Annotated in this window: 28 protein-coding genes and 1 tRNA gene; 10 read left to right on the forward strand and 19 right to left on the reverse strand. The window is 70.1% G+C overall.

Annotated features, from left to right (window positions below; all coding sequences use genetic code 11):
* Positions 1 to 149 precede the first annotated feature (149 nt).
* The gene (locus JHE00_RS08325; RefSeq protein WP_200316648.1) at positions 150 to 866 is read right to left on the reverse strand and encodes a hypothetical protein; all 717 of its coding nucleotides are present in this window, start codon (positions 864 to 866) and stop codon (positions 150 to 152) included.
* A gap of 351 nt (positions 867 to 1,217) precedes the next feature.
* On the opposite strand from JHE00_RS08325, the gene JHE00_RS08330 reads away from it, so the two are divergent.
* Complete coding sequence (locus JHE00_RS08330; RefSeq protein ID WP_200316650.1) at positions 1,218 to 1,628, forward strand: SsgA family sporulation/cell division regulator; 411 nt, start codon at positions 1,218 to 1,220, stop codon at positions 1,626 to 1,628.
* A gap of 7 nt (positions 1,629 to 1,635) precedes the next feature.
* On the opposite strand, the gene JHE00_RS08335 is transcribed toward JHE00_RS08330, so the two are convergent.
* From JHE00_RS08335 to JHE00_RS08345, 3 genes are all read right to left on the reverse strand, one after another.
* Positions 1,636 to 2,796 carry a glycoside hydrolase family 3 N-terminal domain-containing protein gene (locus tag JHE00_RS08335; protein ID WP_200316651.1) on the reverse strand — a complete coding sequence of 387 codons (1,161 nt, stop codon included), beginning with the start codon at positions 2,794 to 2,796 and terminating at the stop codon, positions 1,636 to 1,638.
* A 37-nt stretch (positions 2,797 to 2,833) separates the two neighbouring features.
* Positions 2,834 to 3,400 carry a hypothetical protein gene (locus JHE00_RS08340; protein WP_200316652.1) on the reverse strand — a complete coding sequence of 189 codons (567 nt, stop codon included), beginning with the start codon at positions 3,398 to 3,400 and terminating at the stop codon, positions 2,834 to 2,836.
* Positions 3,401 to 3,499: 99 nt separating this feature from the next.
* Complete coding sequence (locus JHE00_RS08345) at positions 3,500 to 3,724, reverse strand: DUF2188 domain-containing protein (RefSeq protein WP_200316653.1); 225 nt, start codon at positions 3,722 to 3,724, stop codon at positions 3,500 to 3,502.
* A gap of 117 nt (positions 3,725 to 3,841) precedes the next feature.
* On the opposite strand from JHE00_RS08345, the gene JHE00_RS08350 reads away from it, so the two are divergent.
* Together JHE00_RS08350 and JHE00_RS08355 are read left to right on the forward strand one after the other, a co-directional pair.
* The gene (locus JHE00_RS08350; RefSeq protein WP_200316654.1) at positions 3,842 to 4,213 is read left to right on the forward strand and encodes a helix-turn-helix domain-containing protein; all 372 of its coding nucleotides are present in this window, start codon (positions 3,842 to 3,844) and stop codon (positions 4,211 to 4,213) included.
* A gap of 2 nt (positions 4,214 to 4,215) precedes the next feature.
* Positions 4,216 to 4,815: an ImmA/IrrE family metallo-endopeptidase gene (locus JHE00_RS08355; RefSeq protein WP_200318259.1), complete on the forward strand. Its 600-nt coding sequence runs from the start codon at positions 4,216 to 4,218 to the stop codon at positions 4,813 to 4,815.
* Between the two features lie 6 nt (positions 4,816 to 4,821).
* Here the strand turns inward: JHE00_RS08355 and JHE00_RS08360 are convergent, their stop codons facing one another.
* The 5 genes from JHE00_RS08360 to JHE00_RS08380 form a co-directional block, all read right to left on the reverse strand.
* A complete protein-coding gene (locus tag JHE00_RS08360) occupies positions 4,822 to 5,673 on the reverse strand; it encodes an SAM-dependent methyltransferase (RefSeq protein WP_200316655.1) in 852 nt (283 codons plus the stop codon).
* 78 nt (positions 5,674 to 5,751) lie between these two features.
* On the reverse strand, positions 5,752 to 6,195 hold the full coding sequence (locus JHE00_RS08365; protein ID WP_200316656.1) for an iron chaperone: 444 nt from the start codon (positions 6,193 to 6,195) through the stop codon (positions 5,752 to 5,754).
* 168 nt (positions 6,196 to 6,363) lie between these two features.
* Positions 6,364 to 6,448 (reverse strand) — tRNA-Ser (locus JHE00_RS08370).
* Between the two features lie 20 nt (positions 6,449 to 6,468).
* A complete protein-coding gene (locus JHE00_RS08375) occupies positions 6,469 to 6,945 on the reverse strand; it encodes a MarR family winged helix-turn-helix transcriptional regulator (RefSeq protein ID WP_200316657.1) in 477 nt (158 codons plus the stop codon).
* Between the two features lie 521 nt (positions 6,946 to 7,466).
* On the reverse strand, positions 7,467 to 8,984 hold the full coding sequence (locus JHE00_RS08380; RefSeq protein WP_200316659.1) for a M28 family metallopeptidase: 1,518 nt from the start codon (positions 8,982 to 8,984) through the stop codon (positions 7,467 to 7,469).
* A 119-nt stretch (positions 8,985 to 9,103) separates the two neighbouring features.
* Here JHE00_RS08380 and JHE00_RS08385 point away from each other — a divergent pair, with 119 nt between their 5' ends.
* Positions 9,104 to 10,081 carry an NAD(P)H-quinone oxidoreductase gene (locus tag JHE00_RS08385; protein WP_200316661.1) on the forward strand — a complete coding sequence of 326 codons (978 nt, stop codon included), beginning with the start codon at positions 9,104 to 9,106 and terminating at the stop codon, positions 10,079 to 10,081.
* A gap of 12 nt (positions 10,082 to 10,093) precedes the next feature.
* Here the strand turns inward: JHE00_RS08385 and JHE00_RS08390 are convergent, their stop codons facing one another.
* Positions 10,094 to 11,293 (reverse strand): cysteine desulfurase-like protein, encoded by a 1,200-nt coding sequence (locus tag JHE00_RS08390; RefSeq protein ID WP_200316663.1) that lies wholly within the window; start codon positions 11,291 to 11,293, stop codon positions 10,094 to 10,096.
* A gap of 143 nt (positions 11,294 to 11,436) precedes the next feature.
* On the opposite strand from JHE00_RS08390, the gene JHE00_RS08395 reads away from it, so the two are divergent.
* Positions 11,437 to 12,006 (forward strand): bacterial proteasome activator family protein, encoded by a 570-nt coding sequence (locus JHE00_RS08395; RefSeq protein ID WP_372440380.1) that lies wholly within the window; start codon positions 11,437 to 11,439, stop codon positions 12,004 to 12,006.
* On the opposite strand, the gene JHE00_RS08400 is transcribed toward JHE00_RS08395, so the two are convergent.
* The 3 genes from JHE00_RS08400 to JHE00_RS08410 are packed head-to-tail and all read right to left on the reverse strand — an operon-like array spanning position 12,003 to position 15,195.
* Entirely contained in the window at positions 12,003 to 13,505 is a 1,503-nt protein-coding gene (locus tag JHE00_RS08400; RefSeq protein ID WP_200316667.1) for a DUF8728 domain-containing protein, read from the reverse strand. The two genes, JHE00_RS08395 and JHE00_RS08400, sit on opposite strands and share 4 nt — an antisense overlap.
* Complete coding sequence (locus tag JHE00_RS08405; RefSeq protein ID WP_200316669.1) at positions 13,502 to 14,464, reverse strand: spore coat protein; 963 nt, start codon at positions 14,462 to 14,464, stop codon at positions 13,502 to 13,504. Before JHE00_RS08405 ends, JHE00_RS08400 begins: the two co-directional genes overlap by 4 nt.
* Positions 14,461 to 15,195 (reverse strand): cytidylyltransferase domain-containing protein, encoded by a 735-nt coding sequence (locus JHE00_RS08410; protein WP_200316671.1) that lies wholly within the window; start codon positions 15,193 to 15,195, stop codon positions 14,461 to 14,463. The genes JHE00_RS08405 and JHE00_RS08410 overlap by 4 nt, the downstream gene beginning before the upstream one ends.
* A gap of 49 nt (positions 15,196 to 15,244) precedes the next feature.
* Between JHE00_RS08410 and pseB the strand changes: the two genes are divergently transcribed.
* Both pseB and JHE00_RS08420 read left to right on the forward strand, forming a co-directional pair.
* Entirely contained in the window at positions 15,245 to 16,228 is a 984-nt protein-coding gene (gene pseB, locus JHE00_RS08415; RefSeq protein WP_200316679.1) for a UDP-N-acetylglucosamine 4,6-dehydratase (inverting), read from the forward strand.
* Complete coding sequence (locus JHE00_RS08420; RefSeq protein WP_200316681.1) at positions 16,221 to 17,360, forward strand: DegT/DnrJ/EryC1/StrS family aminotransferase; 1,140 nt, start codon at positions 16,221 to 16,223, stop codon at positions 17,358 to 17,360. The genes pseB and JHE00_RS08420 overlap by 8 nt, the downstream gene beginning before the upstream one ends.
* Here the strand turns inward: JHE00_RS08420 and JHE00_RS08425 are convergent.
* From JHE00_RS08425 to JHE00_RS08445, 5 genes are all read right to left on the reverse strand, one after another.
* The gene (locus JHE00_RS08425) at positions 17,329 to 19,521 is read right to left on the reverse strand and encodes an MMPL family transporter (protein WP_200316683.1); all 2,193 of its coding nucleotides are present in this window, start codon (positions 19,519 to 19,521) and stop codon (positions 17,329 to 17,331) included. The genes JHE00_RS08420 and JHE00_RS08425 overlap by 32 nt on opposite strands.
* Positions 19,522 to 19,617: 96 nt before the next feature.
* Positions 19,618 to 20,664 carry a pseudaminic acid synthase gene (gene pseI / locus JHE00_RS08430; protein ID WP_200316685.1) on the reverse strand — a complete coding sequence of 349 codons (1,047 nt, stop codon included), beginning with the start codon at positions 20,662 to 20,664 and terminating at the stop codon, positions 19,618 to 19,620.
* A gap of 2 nt (positions 20,665 to 20,666) precedes the next feature.
* Complete coding sequence (locus JHE00_RS08435) at positions 20,667 to 21,143, reverse strand: GNAT family N-acetyltransferase (protein WP_307831857.1); 477 nt, start codon at positions 21,141 to 21,143, stop codon at positions 20,667 to 20,669.
* The gene (locus JHE00_RS08440) at positions 21,140 to 21,619 is read right to left on the reverse strand and encodes a hypothetical protein (protein ID WP_200316687.1); all 480 of its coding nucleotides are present in this window, start codon (positions 21,617 to 21,619) and stop codon (positions 21,140 to 21,142) included. The genes JHE00_RS08435 and JHE00_RS08440 overlap by 4 nt, the downstream gene beginning before the upstream one ends.
* A 27-nt stretch (positions 21,620 to 21,646) precedes the next feature.
* Positions 21,647 to 22,306, reverse strand: coding sequence for a glycosyltransferase family 29 protein (locus tag JHE00_RS08445; RefSeq protein WP_200316689.1), 660 nt, complete (start codon positions 22,304 to 22,306; stop codon positions 21,647 to 21,649).
* 233 nt (positions 22,307 to 22,539) lie between these two features.
* Between JHE00_RS08445 and wzm the strand changes: the two genes are divergently transcribed.
* From wzm to glfT1, 3 genes are read left to right on the forward strand one after another with little or no spacing between them, the layout of a single operon-like run.
* Positions 22,540 to 23,430, forward strand: coding sequence for a galactan export ABC transporter permease subunit Wzm/RfbD (gene wzm, locus JHE00_RS08450; RefSeq protein ID WP_200318261.1), 891 nt, complete (start codon positions 22,540 to 22,542; stop codon positions 23,428 to 23,430).
* Between the two features lie 7 nt (positions 23,431 to 23,437).
* Positions 23,438 to 24,241 carry a galactan export ABC transporter ATP-binding subunit Wzt/RfbE gene (gene wzt / locus JHE00_RS08455; RefSeq protein ID WP_200316691.1) on the forward strand — a complete coding sequence of 268 codons (804 nt, stop codon included), beginning with the start codon at positions 23,438 to 23,440 and terminating at the stop codon, positions 24,239 to 24,241.
* Between the two features lies 1 nt (position 24,242).
* Positions 24,243 to 25,148, forward strand: a complete 906-nt coding sequence (gene glfT1, locus JHE00_RS08460; protein WP_307831858.1) for a galactofuranosyltransferase GlfT1 — start codon at positions 24,243 to 24,245, stop codon at positions 25,146 to 25,148.
* 57 nt (positions 25,149 to 25,205) lie between these two features.
* On the opposite strand, the gene JHE00_RS35545 is transcribed toward glfT1, so the two are convergent.
* Entirely contained in the window at positions 25,206 to 26,684 is a 1,479-nt protein-coding gene (locus JHE00_RS35545) for a hypothetical protein (protein ID WP_268958251.1), read from the reverse strand.
* Position 26,685: the final 1 nt, after the last annotated feature.

Consider the following 26,685-nt stretch of genomic DNA (forward strand, 5'->3'; position numbering starts at 1 on the left):
CCCAGCGGCCGCTCACGCCACGCACGGGGTGACTGCGGTGAAGGGCACCTTTACTGCGTTCAATGCAGTAAAGGTGCCCTTCACCGCATCAGTGCCCGGATCGCGCCACGCCGGGCAACCGGCTGGCTCTATCGTCCTAACTGGACGGACTAGCGGCCGGGAAAGCCGAAGTGGTGGCGGGATTCGTCACGGTCGTCGCGGTCGTCGTCGTACCCGCGCGAACGCTCGCGGTCGTCAGAACTCGCGCTCGCCGCCATGCCCTGCTGGAGGTAGTGCTGCAGCATCGGGTCGATGAGCTCGCGCATCTGCTCGGAGAAGCGCTCGTGCGGCGACCGCGCGGGCAGGTCGGCGCGTGCCGACGAGCCGCTCCGCTCCGCCTGCGGCGCCTCGGCGGCGATGACGGCGCCGGACTCCTCGCGGGGCTCGGGTGCGGGCTCCGGTTCGGCGACGGGCTCCGGCTGGGGCTCCTGGTCCTCCACGACGGCGACCGGCGAGGGCTCGGGAATGACCTCGGGCGCGGGGACGGCGCCGGGGGCCGGACGAGCCTTGCCCTCCACCTGAGTGGGCTCCGACTGCTCCACGATGACGACCGGGCCCGGCGCGACGGCCTCTCCCGCCATCGGCGTGCCGGCACCCGCGCCCCCGCCCAGCGGACCGTCGAAGACGGCGCCGAACGCAACGACGGCCATCAGCGCGGCGGCGGCCAGGCTCGCGATACCGGAGCGGTTGACGCGGCGGACGGACGCGGCACCGTCGTCGAGGCCGTCGTCCGAGTAGCGACCGCCGGGCACGCTGGCGCCAAGGATCCCGGAGCGGTCGAGCATGTCCGCGTCATGCGGCGTACAGCGCAGAACCTTGGGCGCCATCAGGTCCCTCCATCAACACTTCGTCCCCCAGTGGCCGACGAGGCCCGAACGCTGTTTACCGCGCTGCCGATGCGGTGTCACTAGGGCACCCCGTCTTCGCAGACAAGTCGACTCGATCGAGTGAAGCCCCTGCTGTTACAGAGGTTTCGGGCCGAAAAACGCCGCGTGGGGGCCGATTCGGCCACTCGGGCGGGCTAGAGCCGACAGACGCCGCACCGACGTTGCTCTACTCGGAGTTGACTCCCCCGGAATTCCCCCGATCGGCGCATCACATCACGGCCGGCCGGGCGTCTCTCCAAGCGGAAGGGCCGCACGCACCATGCGCGCGGCACGGGCAGACGGGAGTGTGCCGTGCACCAGGACGCCGTACACCAGAGCCAGTTCGTGTACCTCAACGGCTGCACCACGCCGTTGCTGTCCCGCCTCTCCTACGCGGCGGACGAGCCGTTCACGGTCGCGCTCGCGTTCCGCATCGAGCCGGGTGAGTGGGTGGAGTGGGAGTTCGCCCGCGACCTGCTCGTCACGGGCCTCACCGATCCCGTGGGCATCGGCGACGTGCGGGTGCGCCCCGACCTCTCCACCGACGAGGACTTCCTGGTGCTCGAACTCGAGTCACCGGACGGCTACGCGGTGGTGGAGATCGACAGGGGCGACGTGGAGCGCTTCGCGGGCGCGACGGTGAAGATCGTTCCGCAGGGCACCGAGAGCGAGCACCTCGACCTCGACACGCTCATCGCCGACCTGACCACGGCCAGGCCGTAGGGCAGGCTCAGCCGCAGGCGTCCTTGACCCGCAGCACCCGCTCCAGGGCGCCGCGCACCTGCTGCTCCGGCAGCTCGCCGCTCGCCACGGCCTGCTCCAGGCGGTCGAGCACGGGCCCGACCTGTCCGCCGGAGGACCACAGTGCCTGATCGGCGCCCGCCTGCAGTGCCTTGAGCACGGCCTCGGGCAGCGGGTACCGGTCGGAGATGGCCTTCATCGCGCCGAGGTCGTCGGTCACCGTGACGCCCTTGAAGTCGTACTCGTCGCGCAGGAGCTTGTAGGCGGCCGGCGAGATCGAGGCGGGGTCGCCGTCGGTCAGGCCCGGCACGTCGAGGTGGCCGACCATCACGCTGACGTCGCCGTACTCCTTGATGTTCTCGTACGGCGCGAGGTCGTGGCCGCGCAGCTCGGCGAGCGGCGGCGTGCTCACGAGTCCGGTGTGGGAGTCGCCGCTGGCGCGCCCGTGACCGGGGAAGTGCTTGATCACGGGATGCACGCCCGCGTCCTGGAGCCCGGTGGCGAACGCGAGCGCGTACTCGCGGGCCACGGCGGGGTCGGCGCTGAACGAGCGGTCGCCGATCGCGGCGTCTGCGGACTGGTCGGTGAGGTCGACGTCGGGCGCGTAGTCGACGGTCACGCCGCGCGCCAGCATCGCCTTGCCGCGCTCCTCGGCGAGCGCGCGGACCTGCTCGGGCGTCATCGTGCGCGCCATCTCCCTCGCACTCGGCATGTCGCCCTCGAGCTCGTCGATGCGCTGCACACGACCGCCCTCGTCGTCGATGGCGACGGAGACCGGCAGCTTCGCCTGCTCCTGCACGCGGTCGAGCGCGTTGTCGGTGAGCAGGTCGGTGGGGTTGCCGCCGACGAAGATGCCGCCCACCTGCTCGTCGCGCACGAGTGCCGTCGCGGCGGCCGGGTCGCTCGGATCGACGCCGACCATCACCAGTTGGGCAACCTGCTCTCTCGGCGACATCCCGTCGATCACGGGATCGCAGCTGGAGCCCGGCGCGGCAGGCGAGGTGGCCGGCGCGGAGGACGCGGGGGACGACGACGGGGGCTCGGACGCCGCGGAGCCGGGGCTGGGTGTGGCACCGGTGCCGCCGGTGACAGCGGAGGAGCATCCGGCGAGCAGGAGCACGAACACGGTCGTGGGGAGCAAACGCTTCATCGTTGCTCCACGGTACGTTGTCGCGGCTGCAATTTCCTCAGCTGAGGGTGGTCGCGCGGGCTCCGCAGTCCCCGACGATCAGGCGCAACGGATCTCCGATGGCCGCGTTTCCGTGTGAGTCCGTGGCGACGACCTGCCAAACAACCACGCCGCTCTCGTCGAACGGTCCCAGTGACGCAGACCACGAACTTTCCGGCCCCTTGGTCATCGTCGTGGATCCGCTTCCGCCGCCGGGCGTGTCCCAGGTGAGTCGCACCGCGTGCAGGTCGTCCGCCGCGACGGCCGTGACTTCGGTGACGGACTCCGCGCAGCCGCGCACCCCGAGCCTGCCGGAATCCGCCCGCTGGGCCGTGATCCGGGGGTCCGCGTTCGGCCGGACGACCACGGGGGCGGGCCCCGGCGCGGAGGAGCGGGCGTCGGCGGGCGCGACCTCGGCGGTGGTGGCGAGGCCAGGCCCACCCGTGTGGGCCGGGGTCCGCGTCGCGGGCTCGCCGGTGCGGGCGACCAGTACCGCCATGCCGACGATCACGAGCAGCACGGCCAGTCCCGCCGCGGCGAGCGGCACCCGGTGCGAGCGCGACGGCGGTGGACTCAGGCTGCTCATGGTTCCCCTTCCACGGCGCGAATGGTGCGGGGTGAAACGCGGTCTCCACTAGGTGTGTCGTCGAGAGGTGGCGCAGTGCTACACGCCGAGCACCATGCGTCAGTGTTTCCGGGCGCCGCCGTATCTTCGCTCGCGTTCGAGAGTGCCGTCCATCCTCCCGATCACCAGCACGCTGGGCGCGTTCGTCCTCGCCACCCGCGCGGCCTCGGCGACGGCGTCGCGCTTGCGGCAGTGCCGGGACAGTTCGAGGCCGTCGTGGACCACCTGCCAGGTCAGTGAGTCCGGCGAGAAGTGGAACTCCACCTGGAACCGCTTGTGCCTCATGTTCGCTCCCTCCGCAATGCCGTTGCTACAGTGGCATAACGTATCAGTACTGCGACAGATGGCAGAATTGACACACCCCTGTGATAGTGAAAGAGACGACTCACGGAGGGCGACGATATGGAAGGCCGGATGGACGCGCGACGGCTCTACGACGCGCTGGATGCGCAACGGGGCGCACGTGGCATGTCATGGCGGCAGCTCGCGGACGAGTCCGGCGTCAGCCCGTCACTGCTGAGCCGGATGGGCAACGGCCACAGGCCGGACCTCGACGGCTTCATCGCGCTCGTGCAATGGCTCGGCTCGCCGGCGGAGGCCTTCATGGTCTGGCCGGACGGGCAGGAACGCAGCCGCGACGAACCCGCGCTCGAGACACAACTCGCCCTGCTGTTGCGAGCGAGAGAGGACCTCTCGGAAGCGGACAAGGACTACCTGCTGGAGATCGTCGGCGCGACGATGCGAAGGATCAAAGTGGACCGTCAGGAGAGATGAGCGTGGCCCTACGGCGCGGTTTCAAGGCAGAAGCGAAGAGACTGGCACTCGAAGTCCGTGCCGAGCTCGGCGTCCACGTGTTCGCCCCGCTCGACCCGTACGCGCTCGCCGAGCTGTACGGCATCGAGGTGCACGACCTGAGCGATCCCTCACTGCCCCGCGACGCGGTACGGCACTTCACGGGACCAGCGGCCGACGCGTTCTCCGCCGCACTGGTGTCCGTCGGCAGGGGCTGCGTGATCATCGAGAACCACGTGCACGAACCGAACCGCCGCCGCTCGACCATCGCCCACGAGATGGCGCACGTGTTGCTGGAGCACGACTTCGGCGTGCTGCTCACCGACGGGGAGCAGTGCCGATCGTCCTCTTCGGACCTGGAACTGGAGGCGGCGGAGCTGTCCGGCGAACTGCTCGTTCCCTGCGACGCGGCACGCACGGCGGCCTTCCGCGGGTGGACCGACTCCTCGGTGGCGAGGTACTTCCGCGTGAGCCGCAGCATGGCCCGCTGGCGGCTCAACGCCACGGCGGCGAGGCGAATCGCCCGCTGCACCAAGGCGAAAGGGCGCGGCACGCTCGCGGCCGACGCCGCCAGAGCCGGCTAAGACCGGCTAGGGCTTGCGGCCCACCGCACCGACGATGCACTGCGCGGCGGCGCTCAGCGGCTTCAGCTCCGGTCCGTCCGGCCACCACTGACCGCACACCGCGAGCCCGGGCTCCGAGAGCGGGTTGGGCTTGATGAGCTCCAGCCCGTCGAGCATCTCCATGACCTCGTCCCTGGTGCGGAACTGCCCCGCTCCCATCGGCCCGTTGACGAGGATGCCCTCGATGCGCTTGGCGACGGCCGTCAGCTCCGGCACCTCGGGGTCGAAGAAGTGCGAGAAGACCACGTAGCTACCCGAGGGCAGCGCGTCTATGTACTCACGCATCACAGCGGCACCACCGTCACCGGTCAGGTGGTGCATCGTGCCGACGTGCAGCAGCACCACCGGCTCCGTGAAGTCGATCTGCTTGCGCACCACCGCGTGCTCGAGCACCTGCGAGGGCTCGAAGATGTCCGCCGAGATCATGCCGACGTACTCGTTCTCCTCGAGCAGCGCACGTCCGTGAGCGAGCACCACCGGGTCGTTGTCGATGTAGACGACGCGCGCCTGCTCGTTGACGCGCTGCACGATCTGGTGGGTGTTCTCGGCGGTCGGCAGGCCGGAGCCGCAGTCGATGTACTGCGCGATGTCGGTCTGCCGAGCGAGGAACCGGCAGGCCCGGTTGAGAAAGCCCCGGTTGCCGCGCGCGATGTCCACCGCCTCGGGAACCGCCGTGCTGATCCGCTCCATGACCTGGCGGTCGACCTCGTAGACGTCCTTGCTGCCGAGGAACCCGCCGTACACCCTGGCGATGCTCGGACGGCTCGGGTCGACTCCGACTGGGACCTGGCTCGGCGACTTCGTCGTCGGCTCAGCCATTGCGACCTCGCAGATGATCTCGCTTCGGGCGGTGGAGAACACAGAGTAGTGCCAGCGCCGCGACCGGTAAACGGCCGGTCAGCTCACGGCCTTCTTCACCAGTTCGGTGATGGCGTCCTCGGCCTGCTCGGTCAGTTCGGAAACCGCGTACGCGGTCGGCCAGATGCCGCTGTCGTCGTCGAGATTCGCCTCGGGCGTGACCCCGAACGACGAATAGCGTTCCTGGTCTGCCTGGCCACTACGGAAGAAGCACACGACTTTTCCTTTCCTCGCGTAAGCGGGCTGCCCGTACCACAGCTTCGGCGCCAATTCCGGGGCGTTGCCGGTGACGATCGCGTGGATGCGTTCGGCCAACGAGCGGTCGGGTTCGGGCATCTCCGCGATCTTGGCCAGCAGGTCGGCCTCGGCCGCGGCAGCCTTGTTACCGCGCCCGGTGCCCGCCTCCTTCTTCAGCTCGGCGGCGCGTTCCTTCATTGCCGCGCGCTCGCTCTCGGAGAATCCGCTGTTCGCCTCGGTGCTCAACGCTGTCGCTCCCCTGCCGTGGATCGGACTTTTCGTACGAGCGACGTTAATCGGCCGGCACGCCCAGGCGCTTCTCGAATCCTGATCGATCGCGGGCCTGCGACCCCAATGCCGGCATGCCGGGCGGGGAGTGAACACCGCGCCCGGCATATCGCCTGGTCATCAATGCGGAAGCGGAGGGATTTGAACCCCCGGTCGGTTGCCCGACGCTCGCTTTCAAGGCGAGTGCATTCGGCCGCTCTGCCACGCTTCCCCGTCGGTCAGCCTAACGCCTCAGCCTTCGAGGTCCGTCAGGTGTGTGAGCACTCGGCCGAAGACAGTTGCCATGGCCACCTGCTCGTCAGTGCTCATCAGGTCGATCAGGTGCGCGCGCACGCCCTCGACGTGGGTGGGCGCCGCGCCGTCGAGCAGATCGACACCCTGCTGCGTCAGTTCCGCCGTGACTCCCCTGCGGTCCTCGGGATCCTTGCCCCGGCGCACGTAGCCCGCGACCTCCATACGGCCGACCTGGTGCGAGAGACGGCTCTTCGTCGACCCGAGCATCGTGGCGAGCTCGGTCATCCGCATCCGGTTCTCCGGCGCCTGCGACAGGCACACGAGCACCTCGTAGTCGATCAGCGAGACCTCGTGGCCGTCCGTCAGCTCGCGGTGCAGGCGCTGCCGCAGCCGCAGCGTCGACACGATGTAGGAGCGCCATGCGTTCATTTCCGTGTCCGAGAGCCAGCGCACCTCGTCGGGAACCTGCGTCATGTCACGGAGAGTAGGCCGTGGGCTTCCGGCCAGGATCACCGGATGGTGACCGCTCCCACCGGTTGTGGGGCCGCCCCGGAGGGAGGATCCTGAGGGGAACGGAGGAGTCGTACCGGCCCCGGGACTCCGCGACGGAGTGCCAGTTGGACGGTCCACCGGGAAAGGCCAGGTGGTGCTGTGACAGGTGATTCCCAGCGGTTGTCCGCCCGCTGTGTCCCCACGGATGGGACGGCCTGAGCCGGCCCAGCCGCGATGTGAGCAGCACCGGGTGTTCACGCGACTTCTCGCGCATGACGGCGTTCTCGAGCCCTGAGTCGGTGCGATTTCTGTGATCACACCACAGCGCTTCTCGCCGGCCCGGGACGCGGCCGACCGCACGAAAACTGGACAACCTCGGTAGACCTGGGTGCGATGGCGATTGGGACCATCGCACCCAGGCTTTTTCGTGTCAGGGCCCGTTCCACCACGAAGGCCCCTCGCCCGCGCGGTGCGCGAGCGAGGGGCCCAGTCGTGAGCGGGTGTCAGGCCGCCGCGTCGTGTTCGGCGGTCACGAGGGTCCGCTGCGCCGAGCGCTGCCCGGCGACCTTCGCCTCGTTCTTCTTGCCCTTGGGAGCCACACCGTTGACGTCCTCGGTGCTGATCGCGTACTTCGCCGCGACCCGCGCCATCGCGTCAGCGTTGCGGTCGAGCGCCGCGCGGTCGACGTTGCCCAGGTTGTCGCAGGCCCGGTGGTAGCAGTCGTCGAAGGCCTTTCCGGCCTCGCCGCCCCACTTCGCCGCCTGCTCCTCGGTCTTCACGCCGTCGCCTCCGGTGAACAGGCCACCGGCCGGGATGCCCACCGCGATGAACTCTCCGTAGTCGGAGCGGCCGTCGAAGTCGGTGCCCTCCGCCTCGATGTCCCTCGTGGCGAGCGCGTCGACGAACGACTGCTCGATCTGCGCCGAACCGTACGGTCCCGGGCCGGCACCCTCGCCGTCCGAGTCGTCCCCGTCGTAGACGAAGTACCCGGCGTTCGGCGAGCCGATCATGTCGAAGTTCAGGTACAGCGCGATGTCGAGCTGCTGCTCGAACGACAGCGAGTTGACGTAGTGCGTCGAGCCGACGAGCCCGAACTCCTCGGCACCCCACCACGCGAACCGCACCGCGTTGTTGACCTTGGCCTTGCCGCCGAGCTGCACGGCCGTCTCCAGCAGTGCCGCCGAACCGGTGCCGTTGTCGTTGATCCCGGCGCCGTCGGCGACACCGTCGAGGTGAGCACCCGCCACCACGACGTTGTCCTTGCGGCCGGTCTTGGTCTCGGCGATGACGTTGAAGGTCGTGCGCTCCTCTTCGAAGGCGCGCAGTTCCAGCGCGGTCTCCGCACCGTCCTGCGACAGCAGCGCCTGCGCGTCCTCCTGGCTGATGCCACCGGTCGGGATGCGCGCCTGCGACGGGTCACCGAGCGTGCCGTTGAGGGGCCCCGGCTCGTTGTTGTAGACGATCGCGCCCGCGGCGCCGGCGTCGGCAGCGGCGATCTGCTTCTCCGCGAACGAGCACACTCCGCGCTCGACCAGGACGATCTTGCCGGTCGCATCGCCGTAGTCCGCGGCCTCACAGCCGGGGCTGTCGTCGGAGGCGATCACGGAGAGCGGGGCGGTGAAGCCGCCCTCCTCCGTGGAGGGGCTGTAGCTCATGATGATGATCGGCACATCCGTACCGGCCACCGCGAGGCTCTCGGCGAGCGTCTCGGTGTAGGTGAACGGGAACTCCTGGCGCGTCACGTCGTATCCCGCGGCCTCGAGTTTGCCCGCGACGTAGTCCGCCGACGCGTCGTAGCCCGGTGTGCTCGCGGCGCGGTTGCCGCCGTTGGTCTCGGCGATCCGCTGCAGCGCGATCAGATGCCGGTTGATGTTGCCGACGTCGACGTTCTTCGCGAGTTTGTCCGCGAGCTTGTCGCCCGGGTCGGGTTTCGCGGCCGCGGTGGCGGTGCTGGTGAGCACGAGTCCGGCACACGCGGCGATGACGACGGCAGGTCTGAGTTTGCCTCTGGTGGATGACATAGGCACGTCCCCTTCGTGACTGAGGAGCGTCACTTTTGTGTGTTCTGCCCGTAAGGTCAAGGACCATTCGTAGGAAAGACAGACCCACGAGGGGTTGCGTTGTGACATAGGGTTCCCTTATGCACGCCATCAAGATCAGCGAACCCGGCGGCCCCGACAATCTCGTGTGGACCGAGGTCGCCGACCCCGTGCCCGGCGCCGGAGAGGTGCTGATCGACGTGGCCGCGAGCGCGGTCAACAGAGCGGATCTGCTGCAGCGGCAGGGCAACTACCCGCCGCCGCGCGGAGCGAGCGACATCATCGGCCTCGAGTGCTCCGGCACGATCATCGAGCTCGGTGAGGGCGTCGAGGGCTGGCAGGTCGGCGACGAGGTGTGCGCGCTGCTCTCCGGAGGCGGCTACGCCGAGAAGGTCGCCGTGCCCGCGGTGCAGCTGCTGCCCGTGCCCGGCGAGGTGGAGCTGCTCTCCGCTGCCGGTCTGCCCGAGGTCGCCTGCACGGTGTGGTCGAACGTCGTCATGCACGCGGGCCTTTCCGAGGGAGACGTACTGCTCGTCCACGGCGGCGCGGGCGGCATCGGCACGCACGCGATCCAGGTCGGCAAGGCGCTCGGCGCGACCGTCGCCATCACCGCGGGTTCGCCGGAGCGACTGGAGCGCTGCCGCCAGCTCGGCGCGGACATCGTGATCAACTACCGCGACCAGGACTTCGTCGAGGAGCTCAAGAACGAGACCAAGGGCGCCGACGTCATCCTCGACAACATGGGTGCCAAGTACCTCGGCCGCAACGTCGACGCTCTGGCCACCGGCGGGCGCCTCGTGGTGATCGGCATGCAGGGCGGCCTCAAGGGCGAGCTGAACCTCGGCAAGCTCATCGGCAAGCGCGGCAGCATCGCGGCGACGACCCTGCGGGCCCGGCCGGTCGAAGAGAAGGGCGCGATCGTGGCCGACGTGCGCGAGCGCCTGTGGCCGCTCGTCGTGGAGGGCTCCGTGCACCCGGTGATCGACCAGGTGATCCCGATGGCCGAGGCCGCGGACGGGCATCGCGCACTGGAAGAGGGCGGCGTGTTCGGCAAAATCGTGCTCGCCGCGAAGTCGTAGCGGCTCGGCGGTTCAGCGCAGCTCTTCGAGCACCCGCACCAGCTGGTTGATCTCGAAGACGTTGGAGTAGTGCGCCAGGCCGATGCGCACGGCGCCACCGACCTCGCCGACCCCGAGCGCCGCGAACAGTCCGCTCGCGCCCTCGTCGGCGAACGCGCACAGTCCCTGCGAGGCCAGGTACTCGGCGACCTCGGCCGCCTTGCGGTCGGCGACGGCGAACGCGAGCGACGGGATCCGCCGCATCGCGTCGCCGATCACCATCACGTGCCGCAGCGACCGCAGCTCCGTGGACAGCTGCGCGAGCAGCCCGGCGTGGTACGACTTCGCCGAGCCGAGCGAGGTCAGCAGCCGTTCCCGGCGTGAGCCGGCCGCGGCGTCGTCGAGCCCGGCGAGGTAGTCGATCGAGGCGATGAGCCCCGCGAGCAGCGGGTACGCGTGCGGGCCGAGCTCGAGCCTCGCCGCACGCCGCGCGTTCGGGTCGAGCGACACCGACGGCAGGCGCTCCAGCATCTCCGGGTCGCGGAAGACGAGCGCGCCGACCGCGGGCCCTCCCCACGTCTGCGCCGAGAGCACCACCACGTCGGCGCCGAGCGCGTTGACGTCCAGCGGGAGGAACGGGGCGGCGTAGGTGGCGTCGACGACCACGAGCGCACCGACGCGCTTGGCGATCTCCACGACGGTCGGCACATCGGGACGCGTGCCGACCGAACCCGACGCGCACGTCAACGACACCGCCTTGGTGCGTGCGTTCACCAGGTTCTCGTACTGCCACGCGGGCAGCTCGCAGGTCTCTATGTCGATCTCGCCCCAGCGGACCGCCGCGCCGATGCGCTTTGCCGCGCGCTGCCACGGCGCGATGTTCGCGGGCTCGTCCAACCGGGACACGACGACCTCGTCGCCGAGGGTCCAGCGTGTGGACAGTGCGTCGACGAGGCGGCCCAGCAACACCGAGGCACTCGGGCCGAGTACGACACCGTCGGGATCGGCGCCCACGAGGTCGGCGACCGAACGGCGCGCGGCAGCCACGATGCTCTCCGCGCGCTGGGAGGCGGGAAATGCTCCGCCGGGTCCGGAAACCGGAGCCCGCATCGCCGTCGAAACCGCTGAGGCGACCTGTTCTGGGACGAGCATTCCGGTTGCGCCGTCGAAGTGAATCCAGCCATCACCCAGTGCGGGAAACAACCCACGGATCCGAGCGACGTCAAACGCCATGAGCACACCGTACGGAGGCGTAGTTTCGCTGTGCGTTCGGGGTTGCCCTGGTGAACACGGTAAGCGACGGTTCCGGCTACGCTCGGATGTCGAGCGTCTCGTATCGCTGTGCAGCAGTTCCGAAGTGAGCCAGGATGGAGCATATGACGGAGCCGAATTTCCCGAATTCACACACAGCCGGTAGCCAAGAAGGTGACCAGTCACACCACGTGGTGGTAGTTGGGCCCGATGGCGCTCCGGTGGGTGCGGCGCGGATCGGTCCCGGTGCCGACGGGGAGAAGAACGAGAGCGTCGGCGACATGGTCGAAGAACCGGCCAAGGTCATGCGGATCGGCACGATGATCAAGCAGCTCCTCGAAGAGGTGCGCGCCGCTCCGCTCGACGACGCGAGCCGCAACCGGCTGCGCGAGATCCACCAGACCTCGATCAAGGAGCTGGAGCAGGCGCTCGCCCCCGAACTGCAGGACGAGCTCGAGCGGCTGGTGTCGCCGTTCACGGACGACTCGACGCCGACCGACGCGGAGCTGCGGATCGCGCAGGCCCAGCTCGTCGGCTGGCTGGAGGGCCTCTTCCACGGCATCCAGACGGCGTTGTTCGCTCAGCAGATGGCCGCCCGCGCCCAGCTGGAGCACATCCGCCGTGGCCTGCCGCCCGGCACCGGAGGCGGCGAGCAGCCCTCCGGCGGAATCGGCAGCCCCGGCCAGTACCTCTAGCGGCCGGTGAGCCGGTCGAGCCAGCGGTCCACCGTCAGGTCGTAGCGCCCCGGGTCGTGTGTCCGCTGCGCCTCTTCGACCTTCGGCGCGAGCGCGGCCCGGACCTGGGGCGCGTACTGCGGCAGGACGTAGACGTTCTGCCAGTACTCCTCGCGCATCCGGACCTCGCCGACCTGCTCGTAGCCCGCGATCGCCACGGGCACGTTGAGGCCGTACTTACGGTCCGGGATCCCCGGCTGATAGGACGTCACCATGAGCACAGTCGGGCGTGCGTCCATCACCACCTCGGTGGGATCGGCGCCGTGCGCGATGGCCTCGTCGTTGAGTCCGATGTAGTCGATCGACTGCCAGTCGCTGTAGTACGGGATCGCGCCCGCGTCGCTGACAGCCAGTGTGCGCGCGTCCTCTGGCACGTCGGCCTCGGCGAGTCCCCTGCCGATCGCGACGTGGGCCCGCTGGAGGTCCGAGCCGTAGTTGGCGATCAGCGGCAGGTCCGGCGCGGTCGCGCCGGCGACCGCGACCCAGCCGACGGTGATGGCGCCCACCGCCGTGGCCGCGAGCCGCTGCCCGATCGCGGCCACGGCGATTCCCGCACCGAGGCACAGCACCGGGAACACGTGGTAGGCGAAGCGGTGCAGGTAGTCCATCGTCGGACCGGACAACGCGTACGGCAGCCAGGTCGCGACGACGGTGAGGCAGAACAGCCCGCCCTTGAACCACAACCCGGCCACCACGAGCAGGGCGAGCGAGAGCAGCAGCAACGGCGCCAACAGGATCGCCGTGGTCACCACCCACTCGGCGCCCGCTTCCAGGTTGCCGAACTTGACGTAGAAGGTGTTCGGCAGCAGCTGTCCGTAGTAGAACCAGCGCCAGACGAAGTACCCGGCGCCGACCGCGGCCGCGATGACGGTCGTCCAGCGCGCCACCGGCATCCGGCGGGAGTACCAGAACCACACCGCGAACGCGGGCAGCGCGGCGAGCAGGCCCTCCGGCCGCAGCATTCCGAGGAACAACAGCAGCAGCGGCGGCTCCCAGTCGAACACCCGCTCCTCGTCGATCACGCGCACTGCCACGATCACGAGCCGCAGCAGCACCGCGGCGAAGGCCACCGTCTCCAGGCCGCTGTTGGCGTGGAAGTACGTGGGCAGGAACAGCACGAACGCGAGGCCGGCGACGACCGATCCGGCGCCCTCGGTGGCCCGCAGCAGCATCACCAGCGTGATGGCGCCGAGCACCAGCGAGGTCACCTTGGCGACCAGCACCAGGTCGGCGCCGAGCGCGGACCACAGCGCGTGCCACAGCATCCAGGCGAAGTTGGTGAAGCCCTCGACGGCGTCACCGCCGACGTTCCAGACCGGACCGAGTCCCTCGGCGAGGTGCTCGCTGTAGCGGAACGTGATGAACGCGTCGTCGATCACGAAGTCCCACGTCAGCCACGCGCCGAACGCGAACAGCACCGTGAGCCCCAGGCCGAGGCCGATCCGTGCGGCCTTGGTCATCGCAGGGCTCCTTCGAGTGCGTCGAGTACACGGGCGGCGCCCCGGCCGTCGACGGCCTCCGAGGCCGACGCGGCCAGCCGCTGCCTCACGGCGGGCTCGGCCAGCAGCGCGCCGAGTGCGGCACCTGCCTCGTTCAGTGCGGTCGCGGTGCCCAGCCCGGCGGCAAGGCCCTGGTCGACGGCGGCGCGGTAGCCCGCCGCCTGGTTGTCGACGAGCTGCACGATCGCGGCGGGCACGCCGATGCAGCAGAGCTCGAACAGGGTCACGCCCGCGGCGCTGACGACCAGGTCGGTGTCCACGAGCTTGTCGTGCAGGCCAGGCCCGGGCGGCGAGACGACGAAACGCTGAGCGGGTCCCGGCTCGGGCAGCTCGGGCTCGCCGCGCACGAGCGCCTCGACGGAGCACGCGACGCCCGTGGCGCGCAGTGCCCGCAGCAGCTCGACGACGACGTCCTGCCAGACCCCGCCGCCGCCCAGCACCACCAGCACGCGCGCGGATCCGTCCGGCCGGGACGCGGCCGCGCGCTTGTCCCTCGCCTCGAGCACCACCTGCCGCAGCGGGGCGTAGGAGACGCCGGTGAGCACCACGCCGGAGCCGTCGTCGGGCCTCGGCTCCGGCACCAGGCCGCAGTCCACCACGACGTCGGCGCAACGCCTGCCGAAGGGGCCGTCCTCGAAGGACACCAGCGCCGCGCCCGCCGCGTTCGTCTCGGCCCGCAGCTCGCCGAGCTCGTAGTGGTCGACCACCAACGCGTCGTAGCCGCGCGGGGACGTCTCCGGCGGCAGCATCGGCACGGCCAGCTCGGCGAAGCGGGCCGCGAGGAAGTCGGCGTTGTCGGTGCGCCCGGCGAAGGCGACGTCCCAGCCGCGCGCCACGGCCTGCTCGGCCAGCGCGACGACGCGGGAGATGTGCCCGGCCCCGATCTGGCGCGACGAGTCCGCCCGCAGCAGGATCCTCACCGCACCGCCTTCTGCTCCACGTTCGCGTTCAACGCCACCAGGTCGGGGCGGCGTCGCAGCACGCTCACGACCTCGCCCCACGAGGGGATGCCGTCGCCGAGCTCGGCGACCACACCCTCCAGTACCGCCCAGTCCGGCTCGGTGTCGAGCGTGACACGCAGGTCGTCGGCTGGTGGCGCCACGACCATACCGGCGCAGGAATAACGTTCCGGGTGCCCGTACACACCGGGCGTGACGTGTTCGCGGTGCGCGCCCTCCGGCTCGCGGCCCTGCTCGACGAGCACCGGCACGCGCACCAGCTCCGCGTCGAAGCCACGCGGCAGCGTGCGCACGAGGAAGTTGTTCACGTAATCGACGTCCGGCCGTGCCCGCCACAGCGCCACCAGCTGAGCGAGCAGCGCGGGATCGTGCAGCGGGCAGTCGGCGGTGAGCCTCACCACGGCGTCGGCGGGATAACGCTCGCACGCCAGCAGGAATCGGGCGAGTACGTCGTCCAGCGGCCCCCGCACCACGTCCGCTCCGCAGCGCGCGGCCTCCTCGGCCACGGCGTCGTCGTCGGCGGCGTCCGACGTGGCGACCACCACCCGGTCGACTCCCTCGGCCGCGAGCGCGGCCCGCACGACCCAGCCGAGCACGCTGCGACCGCCCAGCTCACGCAGCACCTTGCCCGGCAACCTGGTCGAGGAGGCCCTCGCCTGGATGACGACGTTCACGACGGGTTGCTCGCGCATGGGTGACATGATGGCCGGAAGTCGAACGTCTGCAACGCGGAGGTAACCCATGACCGAGCTCGACGGGGCGAGCATCCTGCTCACCGGTGGTACGGGCTCGTTCGGAAAAGCGTTCATCACCCACGCGCTCGCCGAGCTGAACCCGCGCAGGCTGGTCGTGCTCTCACGCGACGAGCTGAAGCAGTACGAGGTCCGCAGGCAGTTCGGTGACGACCCGCGGCTGCGGTGGTTCATCGGCGACGTCCGCGACCGGCGCAGGCTCGAGCGCGCGATGCACGGCGTCGACTACGTGGTGCACGCCGCGGCGCTCAAGCAGGTGGACACCGGCGAGTACAACCCGTTCGAGTTCGTCCAGACCAACGTGGTCGGCTCGCAGAACGTGATCGAGGCCGCCATCGACTCCGGCGTGCGCAAGGTCGTGGCGCTGTCCACCGACAAGGCGTCGAGCCCGATCAACCTCTATGGCGCCACCAAACTGTGTGCCGACCGCATGTTCATCAGCGCCAACCACTACGCGGCGACGCACCCGACCCGCTTCGCCGTGGTGCGCTACGGCAACGTTATGGGCTCGCGCGGCAGTGTCATCCCGTTCTTCCGCTCACTCGCCGAGCAGGGTGAGTCGCTGCCGATCACGCACAAGGAGATGACCCGCTTCTGGATCACGCTGCCGCAGGCGGTGCGGTTCGTGGTCGACTCGTTCGACCAGATGAACGGCGGCGAGCTCTACGTCCCGAGAATCCCGAGCATGCGGCTCGTCGACCTGGCACAGGCGATCGCGCCGGGCAGCCCGATGCACGAGGTCGGCATCCGGCCCGGCGAGAAGCTGCACGAGGAGATGATCGCCCCGGACGACGCGCGCCGGACGGTGCGGCTCGAGGACCGCTACGTGGTGCAGCCGCACATCGCGGGCTGGGGCTACGAGCCGCCCGAGCGCGGAGTCGCCGTGGAGGACGGCTTCGCCTACCGCTCGGACACCAACGACCTCTGGCTCGACACCGACCAGCTGCAGGAGCTGATCGCCGAACATGAGTGAGCCGTTCCTGCCCTACGGGCGCCAGTCGATGGGTGACGACGACCTCGCCGCCGTCGCCGAGGTGCTGCGCGGCGACTGGCTCACGACAGGCCCCGCGGTGAGCCGGTTCGAGGCCGACCTCGCCGAGCACACGGGCGGAACCCCGGCGGTGGCGGTCACCTCGGGAACGGCGGCGCTGCACGTGGCCTACGCGGCGGCGGGCGTCGGGCCGGGCGACGAGGTGGTGACCAGCCCGATGACGTTCGTCGCCACCGCGGCGGGCGCGGCGCTGCACGGCGCGAAGGTCGTCTTCGCCGACGTCGAACCCGACACCGCCAACCTCGACCCCGCGGCCGCTCGTGCGGCGCTGACGAGCCGCACGAAGGTGCTCGCCGCCGTCGACTACGCGGGCCACCCCGCCGAGCTGGACGAGCTGCGCACGCTGGCCGACTCGGCCGAGGTGCTGCTGCTGGAGGACGCGGCGCACTCGATCGGCGGCTCGTGGCGCGGCAGGCCGATCGGCTCGCTGGCCGATCTCACGACGTTCTCGTTCTTCGCGACGAAGAACCTGACCACGGCCGAGGGCGGAGCCGTGGTGAGCGCGTCGGAGGAGCTGCTCGCGCGCGCCAGGGCGTTTCGCAACCACGGCCTCGTGCGCGATCGCTCCGAGCAGCGCAACCCCGACGAGGGCGGCTGGCACCAGGAGGTGCACGCCTTCGGCCTCAACTACCGCCTGCCGGACGTGCTGTGCGCGCTCGGCAGCAGCCAGCTGCGGCGGCTGGCCGCGTTCAAGCGCCGCCGCGCGGAGATCCACACGCGCTACGACAAAGCGCTGGCCGACCTCGACGGCGTGCGCACCCCGGTGACCCGCGACGGCGCCGACCCGATGTGGCACCTGTACTCGCTGCGGGTGCTCGACGGCAGGCGCAGGGCACTGTTCGAGCACCTGCGCGGGCTCGGCATCGGCGTGCAGGTCAACTACGTGCCCGTGTACTGGCACCCGGTGTTCGAAGACCTCGGCTACCGGCGCGGGCTGTGCCCGAACGCGGAGCGCTACTACGCGGAACAGCTGTCGCTGCCGCTGTTCCCGGATCTCACCGACTCCGATGTGGACCGCGTGATCACGTCCGTGCGGTCGTTCTTCGGGGCCTAGGGGTTCGCGGCTCGGGTTCGGGCTCCAGGTGCGGCAGCACGCGGTCGAGCCAGCCCGGCAGCCACCAGCAGCGGTCGCCGAGCAGGAACATCGCGGTGGGCACGATGATCAGCCGGATGATCGTGGCATCGATCAGCACGCTCACCCCGAGGCCCAGCGCCAGCATCTTGATCACGACGCTGTCGGCGAGCAGGAACGCGAAGAACACCGACATCATGATCAACGCCGCCGAGCTGATCACCCGCGCCGTGACGGCGAGGCCGGTGACGACGCTGGAATGGCTGTCGCCGGTCTTGCGCCACGCCTCGTGGACGCGGGAGAGCAGGAACACCTCGTAGTCCATCGACAGGCCGAAGACGATCGCGAACATGATCATCGGGACGTAGGACTCGATCGGCACCGACTCGGAGACGCCGAAGAACGACCCGCCCCAGCCCCACTGGAACACGGCGACGATCACGCCGTAGGCGGCCGCGATGGACAGCAGGTTCAGCACCGCGGCCTTGAGCGCGAGGACCGGGCTCCGGAAGGACACCAGCAGCAGCACGAACGCCGCTCCTACGACGATGCCGATGATCAGCGGCAGTCTGGCCGCGGCGATGTCGCGGAAGTCCAGCTGGCCCGCCGTCTGGCCGGTGACGTAGCTCTGCGCTCCGGTGCCACCGAGCACGTTCGGCAGGGTCTGGTCCCTGAGCGTGTGCAGCAGGTCGTCGGTCGCGGTGTCCTGCGGCGCAGAGGCGGGTGTGACCGTGGAGACCAGGACCGCACCGTCCTGGCTGAGCGTCGGCGGGCTGGCCGAGGCGACGTCGTCGGTCCCGGCGAGCGCCTGCTGGAGCCGCTGGGCGAGGTTGCCGTCCTGGCCGGGGTCGCGCAGCACCACGGCCACCGTGAACTGCCCGTTCACGCCGGTGCCGAAGCCGCCCGCGAGCGCGTCGTAGGCCTCGCGCGTGGTGCTGCCCTGCGGATCGGCGCCCTGGTCGATGTGCCCGAGCTGCATCGAGAACGCCGGGATGGCCAGCACCCCCGCCACCACGACGCCACCGCACAACGCGAGCCACGGGTGCCGCACGAGGCCGCCCGCGTAGCGCTGCCACGTGTCGGTCGAGCCCTTCGCCGGTGCCTCGGCCACGGGTTTGCGGACGTGCAGCCGGTCGATCCGGCGGCCGGCCAGCCCGAGCAACGCGGGCACCAGCGTCACCGCGGTGCACGCGGCCGTGATCACGGTGATCGCGGCGGCGAGCCCCAGTTTGCCGATGAAGCTGACCCCGACGGCGAACAGCCCGAGCAGCGCGATCACCACGGTCGTCGCCGCGATCAGCACCGAGCGGCCGCTGCCCGACACCGTGCGTCCCGCCGCGGTCGCCGGATCCACACCGTCCATCAGCAGCTGCCGGTGCCGCGTGGTGAGGAACAGCGCGTAGTCGATGCCGACGCCGAGCCCGATCATGATCGCGAGCGTGGGCGCGGTGGTGGCGAACTGGACCTGGCTGGCCAGCAGCCCCAGCAGACCGACGCCGGTGAACACGCCCACCACCGACGTCGCGATCGGCAGGCCCGCGGCGAGCACGCTGCCGAACGCGAGCAGCAGCACGATGATCGCGACCCCGATGCCGATCGCCTCGGACGTGCGGTCGGCGTTCTCCGGTTCGGCGGCCTGGCCGAGGCTGCCCGCGTAGAAGACGGAGACGCCTGCCGCCCGCACCGGATTCGTCGCGGTGTCGACGGCGTCGACGAGGCTGGTGCCGATCGAACCCGGATCGGCGTTGAACTGGACGGTCGTGAAGGCGACCCTGCCGCTGGGTGACACCGCCCCCTGCGCGAACGGATCGGATGCGGCCAGCACGTGGTCGACCCCGCGAACGGAGCCGACCGCCTGCTCGATCACGTTCCGCTGCGAGCTGAGGGAGCCCGAACCGGTCTCGAAGACGATGCGGGCGGAGTCCGCACTGCGCGTCACGCCGTGCTCGACGAGCACCTGGCTGCCCTGGCCGGACTGGGTGCTGGAGATGGAGAAGTCGTCGCTGTAGGCGTCGCCGACCACGTGCGTACCGACCGTGGCCCCCGCCAGCACCACCAGCCAGATCAGCAGCACAGGCCACGGATGGCGCGCGCAGTGTCTGCCGAGCCGTTCGAGCGGTCCCGCTGGTGCGCTGGTGGCCATCCGCGACCTCCTGGCTCAACCCCCAGGTGAGTCGCAGAGTCGCACGCCGGACGCGGCGGCCCCAGGGCCGAAAGGCCCCGCGTGATCAGTGGGCGCTCAGAGAAGGTCCCAGGTCAGCGGCGTGCCCTTGGGTGCGTCGACGCGGAAGCTGCGGCCCAGCACCGTCGTGATCTCGGCCGGCGCGAGCCCGCCAGCGGGCCGGATCGACCGGACGTTGCGCTCGGTCACCGCCTCGCCCGCACGCACGTCCTCCACGACGTAGAGCGAGCGGCGCAGGCGCAGGCCCTCGCGCTCGCTGTCCTTCGGCCCGATCACGGGCCTGCCCAGTGCCTGCCAGGCGCGCCTGGTCTCGGTGACCAGCGCGGCCAGCTCGGCGGGTTCGAGGGAGAACGCGGAGTCGACGCCGCCGTCGTCGCGGCTGAGGGTGACGTGCTTCTCGATGGCGCACGCGCCCAGCGCCACAGCCGCCACCGGCGCGCCGAGGCCGGGCGTGTGATCGGAGAGGCCAACCAGCGAGTCCGTGACAGAGGCCAGCACCGGCAGTCCGCGCAGGTTGCTCTCCTCCGGCGCCGCCGGGTAGCTCGCGGTGCAGCCGAGCACGATCAGCTGGTCGTTGCCCGCCTCGCGCGCGGTGCGCACGGCCGCGTCGATCTCGGCGACCGACGCCATGCCCGTGGAGATCACCAGCGGCTTGCCGGTGCGCGCGCACAGCTCGATCAGCGGCAGGTCGACGATCTCCGACGACGCGATCTTGTACGCGGGCGCGTCGAGCGACTCCAGCAGTTCCACGGCGGTCGGGTCGAACGGGCTGGAGAACACCTCGAGCCCGTGCTCACGGGCCCTGCGGAACAGCGGCTCGTGCCACTCCCACGGCGTGTGCGCGCGCTCGTAGAGCTGGTAGAGGTTCTGCCCGCCCCACAGCTCGTGCTCGTCGCTCAGCCGGAACGCGGGGCCGTCCACGTCGATCGTGATCGTGTCGGGCCGGTAGGTCTGGAGCTTCACGGCCTGCGCGCCGGTGGCGGCCACGGCGTCGACGATCGCCAGCGCGCGGTCGAGCTCGCCGTTGTGGTTGCCCGACACCTCCGCGATGACGAACGGCGGGTGCTCGGGCCCGATCTCGTGCTTACCGATGCGGACGGACATGGCTACGCATTCTCCAGTGACTTGGCGAGCACGCGGAACGGCCCTGGCTCCGGGGTGACGGCGTAGCCCGCCCTGCCGAACAGGGCGAGCGACGCCACGTTGTCCTCGTGGACGGTGGCGAGCACCCGGCGCGCGGAGCGCAGCCCGCGCAGCTCGCGCTCCCCCGCGGCGAGCACGCGCCCGGCCAGGCCCCTGCCCCGGCTCCCTGGCGCGACGGTGATGCTGACCTCCCAGGTGCCCACGGACTCGCCTTCCACGACGTCGAACCGGACGGTCCCCACGGGCCCGCCCTCCTCGGCGACGAACAGCAGCCGGTCTGGCGAGGCCAGCACGCCCTCGAGCCAGCGCATGTGGTCCTCGAGCGCCACGACCTCACCGGCGCGCGACCACCGCCGCGTCCCGGGATCGTTGCGCCAGGCGAGCAGCAGCTCCGCATCGCCCTCGGTGGCCTCGCGGACCGTCAGCGGGGCCTCGGTCACCCCGCGGCGCCCGCGCGGTCCTCGAGCCTGCGCAGCCGCTCCTCGTACTGCGCGATGCCGGTGAGGCGCACGCGCACCTGGGCGTGCTGGCGCTGCACCTCCTCGATCAGGGTGCGGGCCTCGGCGAGCTCCGGCTTGTCGGCCGACGGCGCCAGCGCGAGCTTGGCGCGCAGGTCCTCCAGCCGGCCCTCCTGCGCCGCGACGTGCGGCACGAGGCGTTCCACCTCGCCGCGCGTCCAGCGCAGGTGACCGCGTGCGTCCTCGAGCCCCGCCTCCAGCTCCGCCAGTCTGCGCCGGTGGTCGTTGGTGCAGTTCTCCTGCTCGGTGAGGCGGTCGGCGTGCCGGTCGAGACGGTGCAGCTGCTCGAGCCGCTCGACGAACGGGCGCAGTCGCTCCTCGACGCGGTAGTCGATCAGCCTGGCGAGCCTCGTGCCTGCGCTCGCGCGAAGCTTTCTCAACGGGTTCACTGACGCCATCGCACGGTGTCCTTCGGGTCGGGTCGGTCAGCGGAGGAACGTGGTGTTGCCGGTCGTCGTCCACGACGCCAGCAATCTTCCCTCGGCGGCGATCTGGTGCTCGGGTCCCACGATGCACGAATCTCCCGCCGCGTGCTCCCAGGAGGTCTGGTGCGGGTCGTCGATGAACGAGAATCCGGTGAGCACCAACTCAGCGTCGGGAAACGCGGTCCGCGCGATCCACGCGGCCATCGTGCCCGTCGTCGCCCAGAAACCCTCCGTGCTCGTCGGCAGGTCGAGCGCCTGCGACAGCGGAAGAGTCACCTCGCTGTTCGACACCGGGACGAAGCCGAGGTCGGCGGGCCACCACTGCGGGATGTTGTCGGGCTCCCAGTGCAGTCTGCCCGGCTCGACCAGCAGGTAGAGGCGCCAACGGTAGTCGGCGAAGACCCACTTGGTGGCGCGCAGGGCCCGGTTGAACACCACGACGTGGGTCCGGTTCCCGACGGCGGGCGGAGCGCCCGGCTCATCGCACACGAACCCGTTGACGCGCAGCACGAGGTCACAGGAATCGATGGTCTTGGCCCGCTGCTCATCGGCGGCGAGCGGCTGGTTGCCGACCACGGCGACCGAGCGCGGCCGCGGCCGATCCGCGTACGACTCGAGCAGGCTCGTGAGCAGACTCGGCGCCCGGACGTCGCTCTCCATGTCGAGGCAAGCTATCACCACACCGGCAGTGCGCAAGGCGTACACGCACAGCTACCGAGTGCTCCGAATGGGGCAGCGCGACCGATCAACGACGGGTCAGTGAGGCGGTTTTCGGGCGAAGTGGACCGTCCACGCGTGCTGAAGCGGACGCGCGCGATCGCCGTCATCCGTCGCCAGTACCCTCGTATCTCGTGCACGCCACAAGCACCGTCGACTCAACGGAAACGTCCACGATGAGCTCGGGACCGCCCGCCTCGGACAGCCGCACGCTCAAGCGCGCGCTGGCCGATCTGTCCGCCGGCGCCCGGCAGCGCGAGCTGTGGGGACACCTGGCCTGGCAGGACATCAAGCAGCGGTACCGGCGCTCCGTCCTCGGTCCCTTGTGGATCACGCTGAGCATGGGTATCACCGCGCTCGGCCTCGGGCTGCTGTACTCACAGCTGTTCGACGCCGAGATCGGCACGTTCCTGCCCTACATCACCACGGGCTTCATCGTCTGGAACTTCATCCTGGGGTGCCTGACGGAAGGTACGGACACCTTCATCTCCAACGAAGGGCTGATCAAGCACCTGCCGGCACCGCTGTCGGTGTACGTGCTGCGCACCGTGTGGCGGCAGAGCATCATGTTCGCCCACAACATGATCATCTACTTCATCGTCATCGCGATCTTCTGGGGTTCGGTGACCACGCCGGACTACTCGATCACCGAGGGCGGCATGCCGCAGCCGGGCCTGAACTGGGGCGTGCTGCTGGCGATCCCGGCGTTCGCGCTCATCGCGGTGAACGCGGGCTGGGTGGTGCTGCTGTTCGGCATCGCGTCCACGCGCTTCCGCGACATCCCGCAGGTCGTCACCAGCCTGATCAACCTGCTGTTCTTCATGACGCCGATCGTCTGGTCCACCGACATTCTCAGGGACAAGTTCGGCGAGAGCGTCGGCTGGCGAGATCTCGTGGCCGAACTGAACCCGCTGTACCACTTCATCCAGCTCCTGCGCGCCCCGCTCATCGGCAACGAGCAGAGCTGGCACCACTGGGCGATCGTCGGCGCCTTCACCGTCGTCGGCTGGCTACTGGCACTGCTGGTGCTGCGCAACTACCGTGCCCGCGTCTCGTATTGGGTGTGACGACAAGATGATCAGCATTGACGTGTGGAACGCGTCCGTCGACTTCCCCATCTTCGACGCGAAGACCCGCTCACTGAAGAAGCGGGTGCTGGGCAAGGTCGGCGGCAAGATCGGCACCGACAGCAAGGTGCCCATCATCGAGGCACTGCACGACATCAACGTGTCGATCAACAGCGGCGACCGGATCGGCCTCGTCGGCCACAACGGCGCGGGCAAGTCCACGCTGCTGCGGCTGCTCTCCGGCATCTACGAGCCCACGCGCGGTGCCGCGAGGGTCCGGGGCCGCGTGGCGCCCGTCTTCGACCTCGGCGTCGGTATGGACCAGGAGATCTCGGGCTACGAGAACATCATGGTCCGTGGTCTCTACCTGGGCATGACGCGCAAGCAGATGGAGAAGCGCGTCGACGACATCGCCGAGTTCACCGAGCTCGGCGACTACCTGGCGATGCCGCTGCGCACCTACTCCACCGGTATGCGCGTCCGGCTGGCACTGGGTGTGGTCACGTCCATCGACCCGGAGATCCTGCTGCTCGACGAGGGCATCGGCGCAGTCGACGCGGCGTTCCTCAACAAGGCCCGCGACCGCCTCGTCGACCTGGTGAAGCGCTCGGGCCTGCTGGTGTTCGCCTCCCACCAGGACGACCTGCTGCTGGAACTGTGCACCTCGGCCATCTGGATGGACGAGGGCCGGATGAAGATGCAGGGCTCCCTGCGCGAGGTCCTCACCGCCTACAAGGGCAGGGACCCGTACTCGAACGTCAGCAAGGAGACGCTGGAGCGCCTCGAAGCACCTGCGCTGAGCGGCGACTGACGTGTCCGCCAAGGAGCCGTTGCCGGAAGGCGCCGTCGTCGCCGTGGTGGTCACCCGCCACCGGCGGGAGCTGCTCGCCGACTCCCTGAAGGTCATCGAGGCGCAGACCCGGCCCGTCGACCACCTGATCGTGGTCGACAACGGTCCGGACCTGCCGGCCAAGGACGTGGTGGACGCCTACTCGCTGCCCGCCACCTACTTGCCGTCGCACCACAACCTCGGCGGCGCGGGCGGTTTCGCGCTGGGCATGCTGCACGCGCTGGCGCTGGGCGCCGACTGGGTGTGGCTCGCCGACGACGACGGCAGGCCGGCCGACGAGAACGTGCTGCAGGTGCTGCTCGACGAAGCCAACCAACGCGACCTCGCCGAGGTCTCGCCGATGGTGGTCAACATCGACGAGCCGGAGCGGCTCGCGTTCCCGCTGCGCCGGGGACTCACGTGGAAGCGCTCGTCGGCGGAGCTGGGCAGCGACTTCCTGCCCGGTATCGCGTCGCTGATGAACGGCGCCCTGTTCCGCGCGTCGACGCTGGAGGTCACGGGTGTCCCGGACCTGCGGTTGTTCTTCCGGGGCGACGAGGTGGAGCTGCACCGCAGGCTGGTGCGCTCGGGCCTGCCGTTCGGCACTTCGCTGCGCACGGCCTACCTGCACCCGAACGGCTCGGACGAGTTCAAGCCGATGCTGGGCGGCCGGTTCCACGCGCAGGACCCCGAGAACGAGGTGAAGCGGTACTACACCTACCGCAACCGCGGCTACCTGCTGTCGCAGCCGGGGATGCGCAAGATCGGCGCGCTGGAGGTGCTGCGCTTCGGCCTGTACTTCGTGGGTGTGAAGCGCGACCCGAAGGCGTTCGTGCAGTGGCTGCGCCTGGTGCGGCAGGGCCGCAAGGAACGCTTCTTCCGCTACTGAGACTTGTACAAAAAAGGGCCCCGAGCGCCTTCGCTCGGGGCCCTTTCGCGTGTGGTCCTACTCGCCGATCACGGGCGGCGCGGTGCGCATGTCGGTGCCGAACACCTCGTCGGGGTCACCCTCGACGAGGTAGGTGGGCCGCTGGTGCTCGGCGTCGTCCTCGCCCTTGCCACCGCGACCGGCACCACCCATGCCGCCTGCCATGCCCGCACCCCGGCCACCGGCCGCGGCGGCGGCACCGGGAGCGGCGGCGCCACTGCCCATCGGCCCCATGCCGGTCTTGGCCGCGCCGGAGGACGCGCCGGGAGCCGCTCCCGCCCCGGAGCCGCTGCCGCCGGGGCCGAAGCCACCGGCGCCACCGCGACCGAGCTTGCTGGAGTAGTCGGACCCTCCGGCGCCACCCATGCCGCCTCCGCCCATCGGCCCCATGGGCATCGCACCCATCCCGTTGAGGCCGTTGTTGCCGCCCCCTCGAGAGGGCATCCGCGGCGGCGTGGCCGTGGGCGGCCGGTACCCGGACGGGTTGGTGCCGCGAGGTGTGGACCCGGTGACGTTGCCGGCCGGCAGGGGCGTGGGAACGGAGCTCCCGCCGCCACCGATCGAGCCACCACCGCTGCCGTAGCTGCCACCGCCACCGGCGCCGGGCACGGTGCCTCCGCCGGGAACGGAGCCCCCGCTGAACCCGGACGCCTCGGTGCCCCCGTTGCCGGGCATGTTGATACCGGTACCGGGCGGCTTGAGCCCCGTGCCCTCACCGCTGCCGACGCCGAACTTCGGCGGCTCGGCGAACACGGGCTGCTTCGACGCGGCCCCGTAGAGGTCGTTGTCGTACTGGGTCATCACCCGCGCGGCCTCGCTGTGGGCCTCTTGGTTGCGCTGGTAGGTCTCGATGGAGCTGTTCATGCTGTCGACCATGGTGAAGGGGTTTCCCCCCCATTTCGCCATCTCGGTCTTCCAGTCGAACGGCACCTCTTCGGGCATGCTGTTCTTGGCGGTGGTCGCGGCTTCCGACTGCTGGTACATGACCTCGGAAGCCAACTGGGCATTGCTGGAGTTGCCGTCGGCCCAGGTGCTGAGGCTGTCGAAGTAGCCGTGCGCCTGGTCGGCCGCACTGCCCTCCCACTCGTGCTGCGACTTGCCGACGGCGTCCTTCAGCTGAGTGGCGAACTCGGAGAACATGCTGTGCAGCTCGTGGTAAGCCGTCGAGACCTCGGTGATCTGGCCCGCGTCGAGGTTCTCCGTGACGTAGCGGGACATCTCCTGGTGCTCGACGCCGGGGTAGTTGGCGCCCGACGGCTGGAGGCCCTCGACGTACTGCACCTCGCCGGACGACAGCTCTTGGACCCGGTTGTTGCCGATCTCGTCAGCCTGCTTGCCGGCCTTCGCCGTGGCCACGACCTGGTTGATCATGCCCATCAAACCGGTGGTGTCGACACCGGCCTGTTCCATCTCGGTGAGCCGCTGCTGCCGTTCGGCAGGCGCCATCTGAGCCAGTTGTTCCGGCGTGTAATGCGGCGTCGGTGCAGTAGGCATCATG

Source organism: Prauserella cavernicola, from assembly GCF_016595675.1.
Taxonomy (GTDB): Bacteria; Actinomycetota; Actinomycetes; order Mycobacteriales; family Pseudonocardiaceae; genus Prauserella_A; species Prauserella_A cavernicola.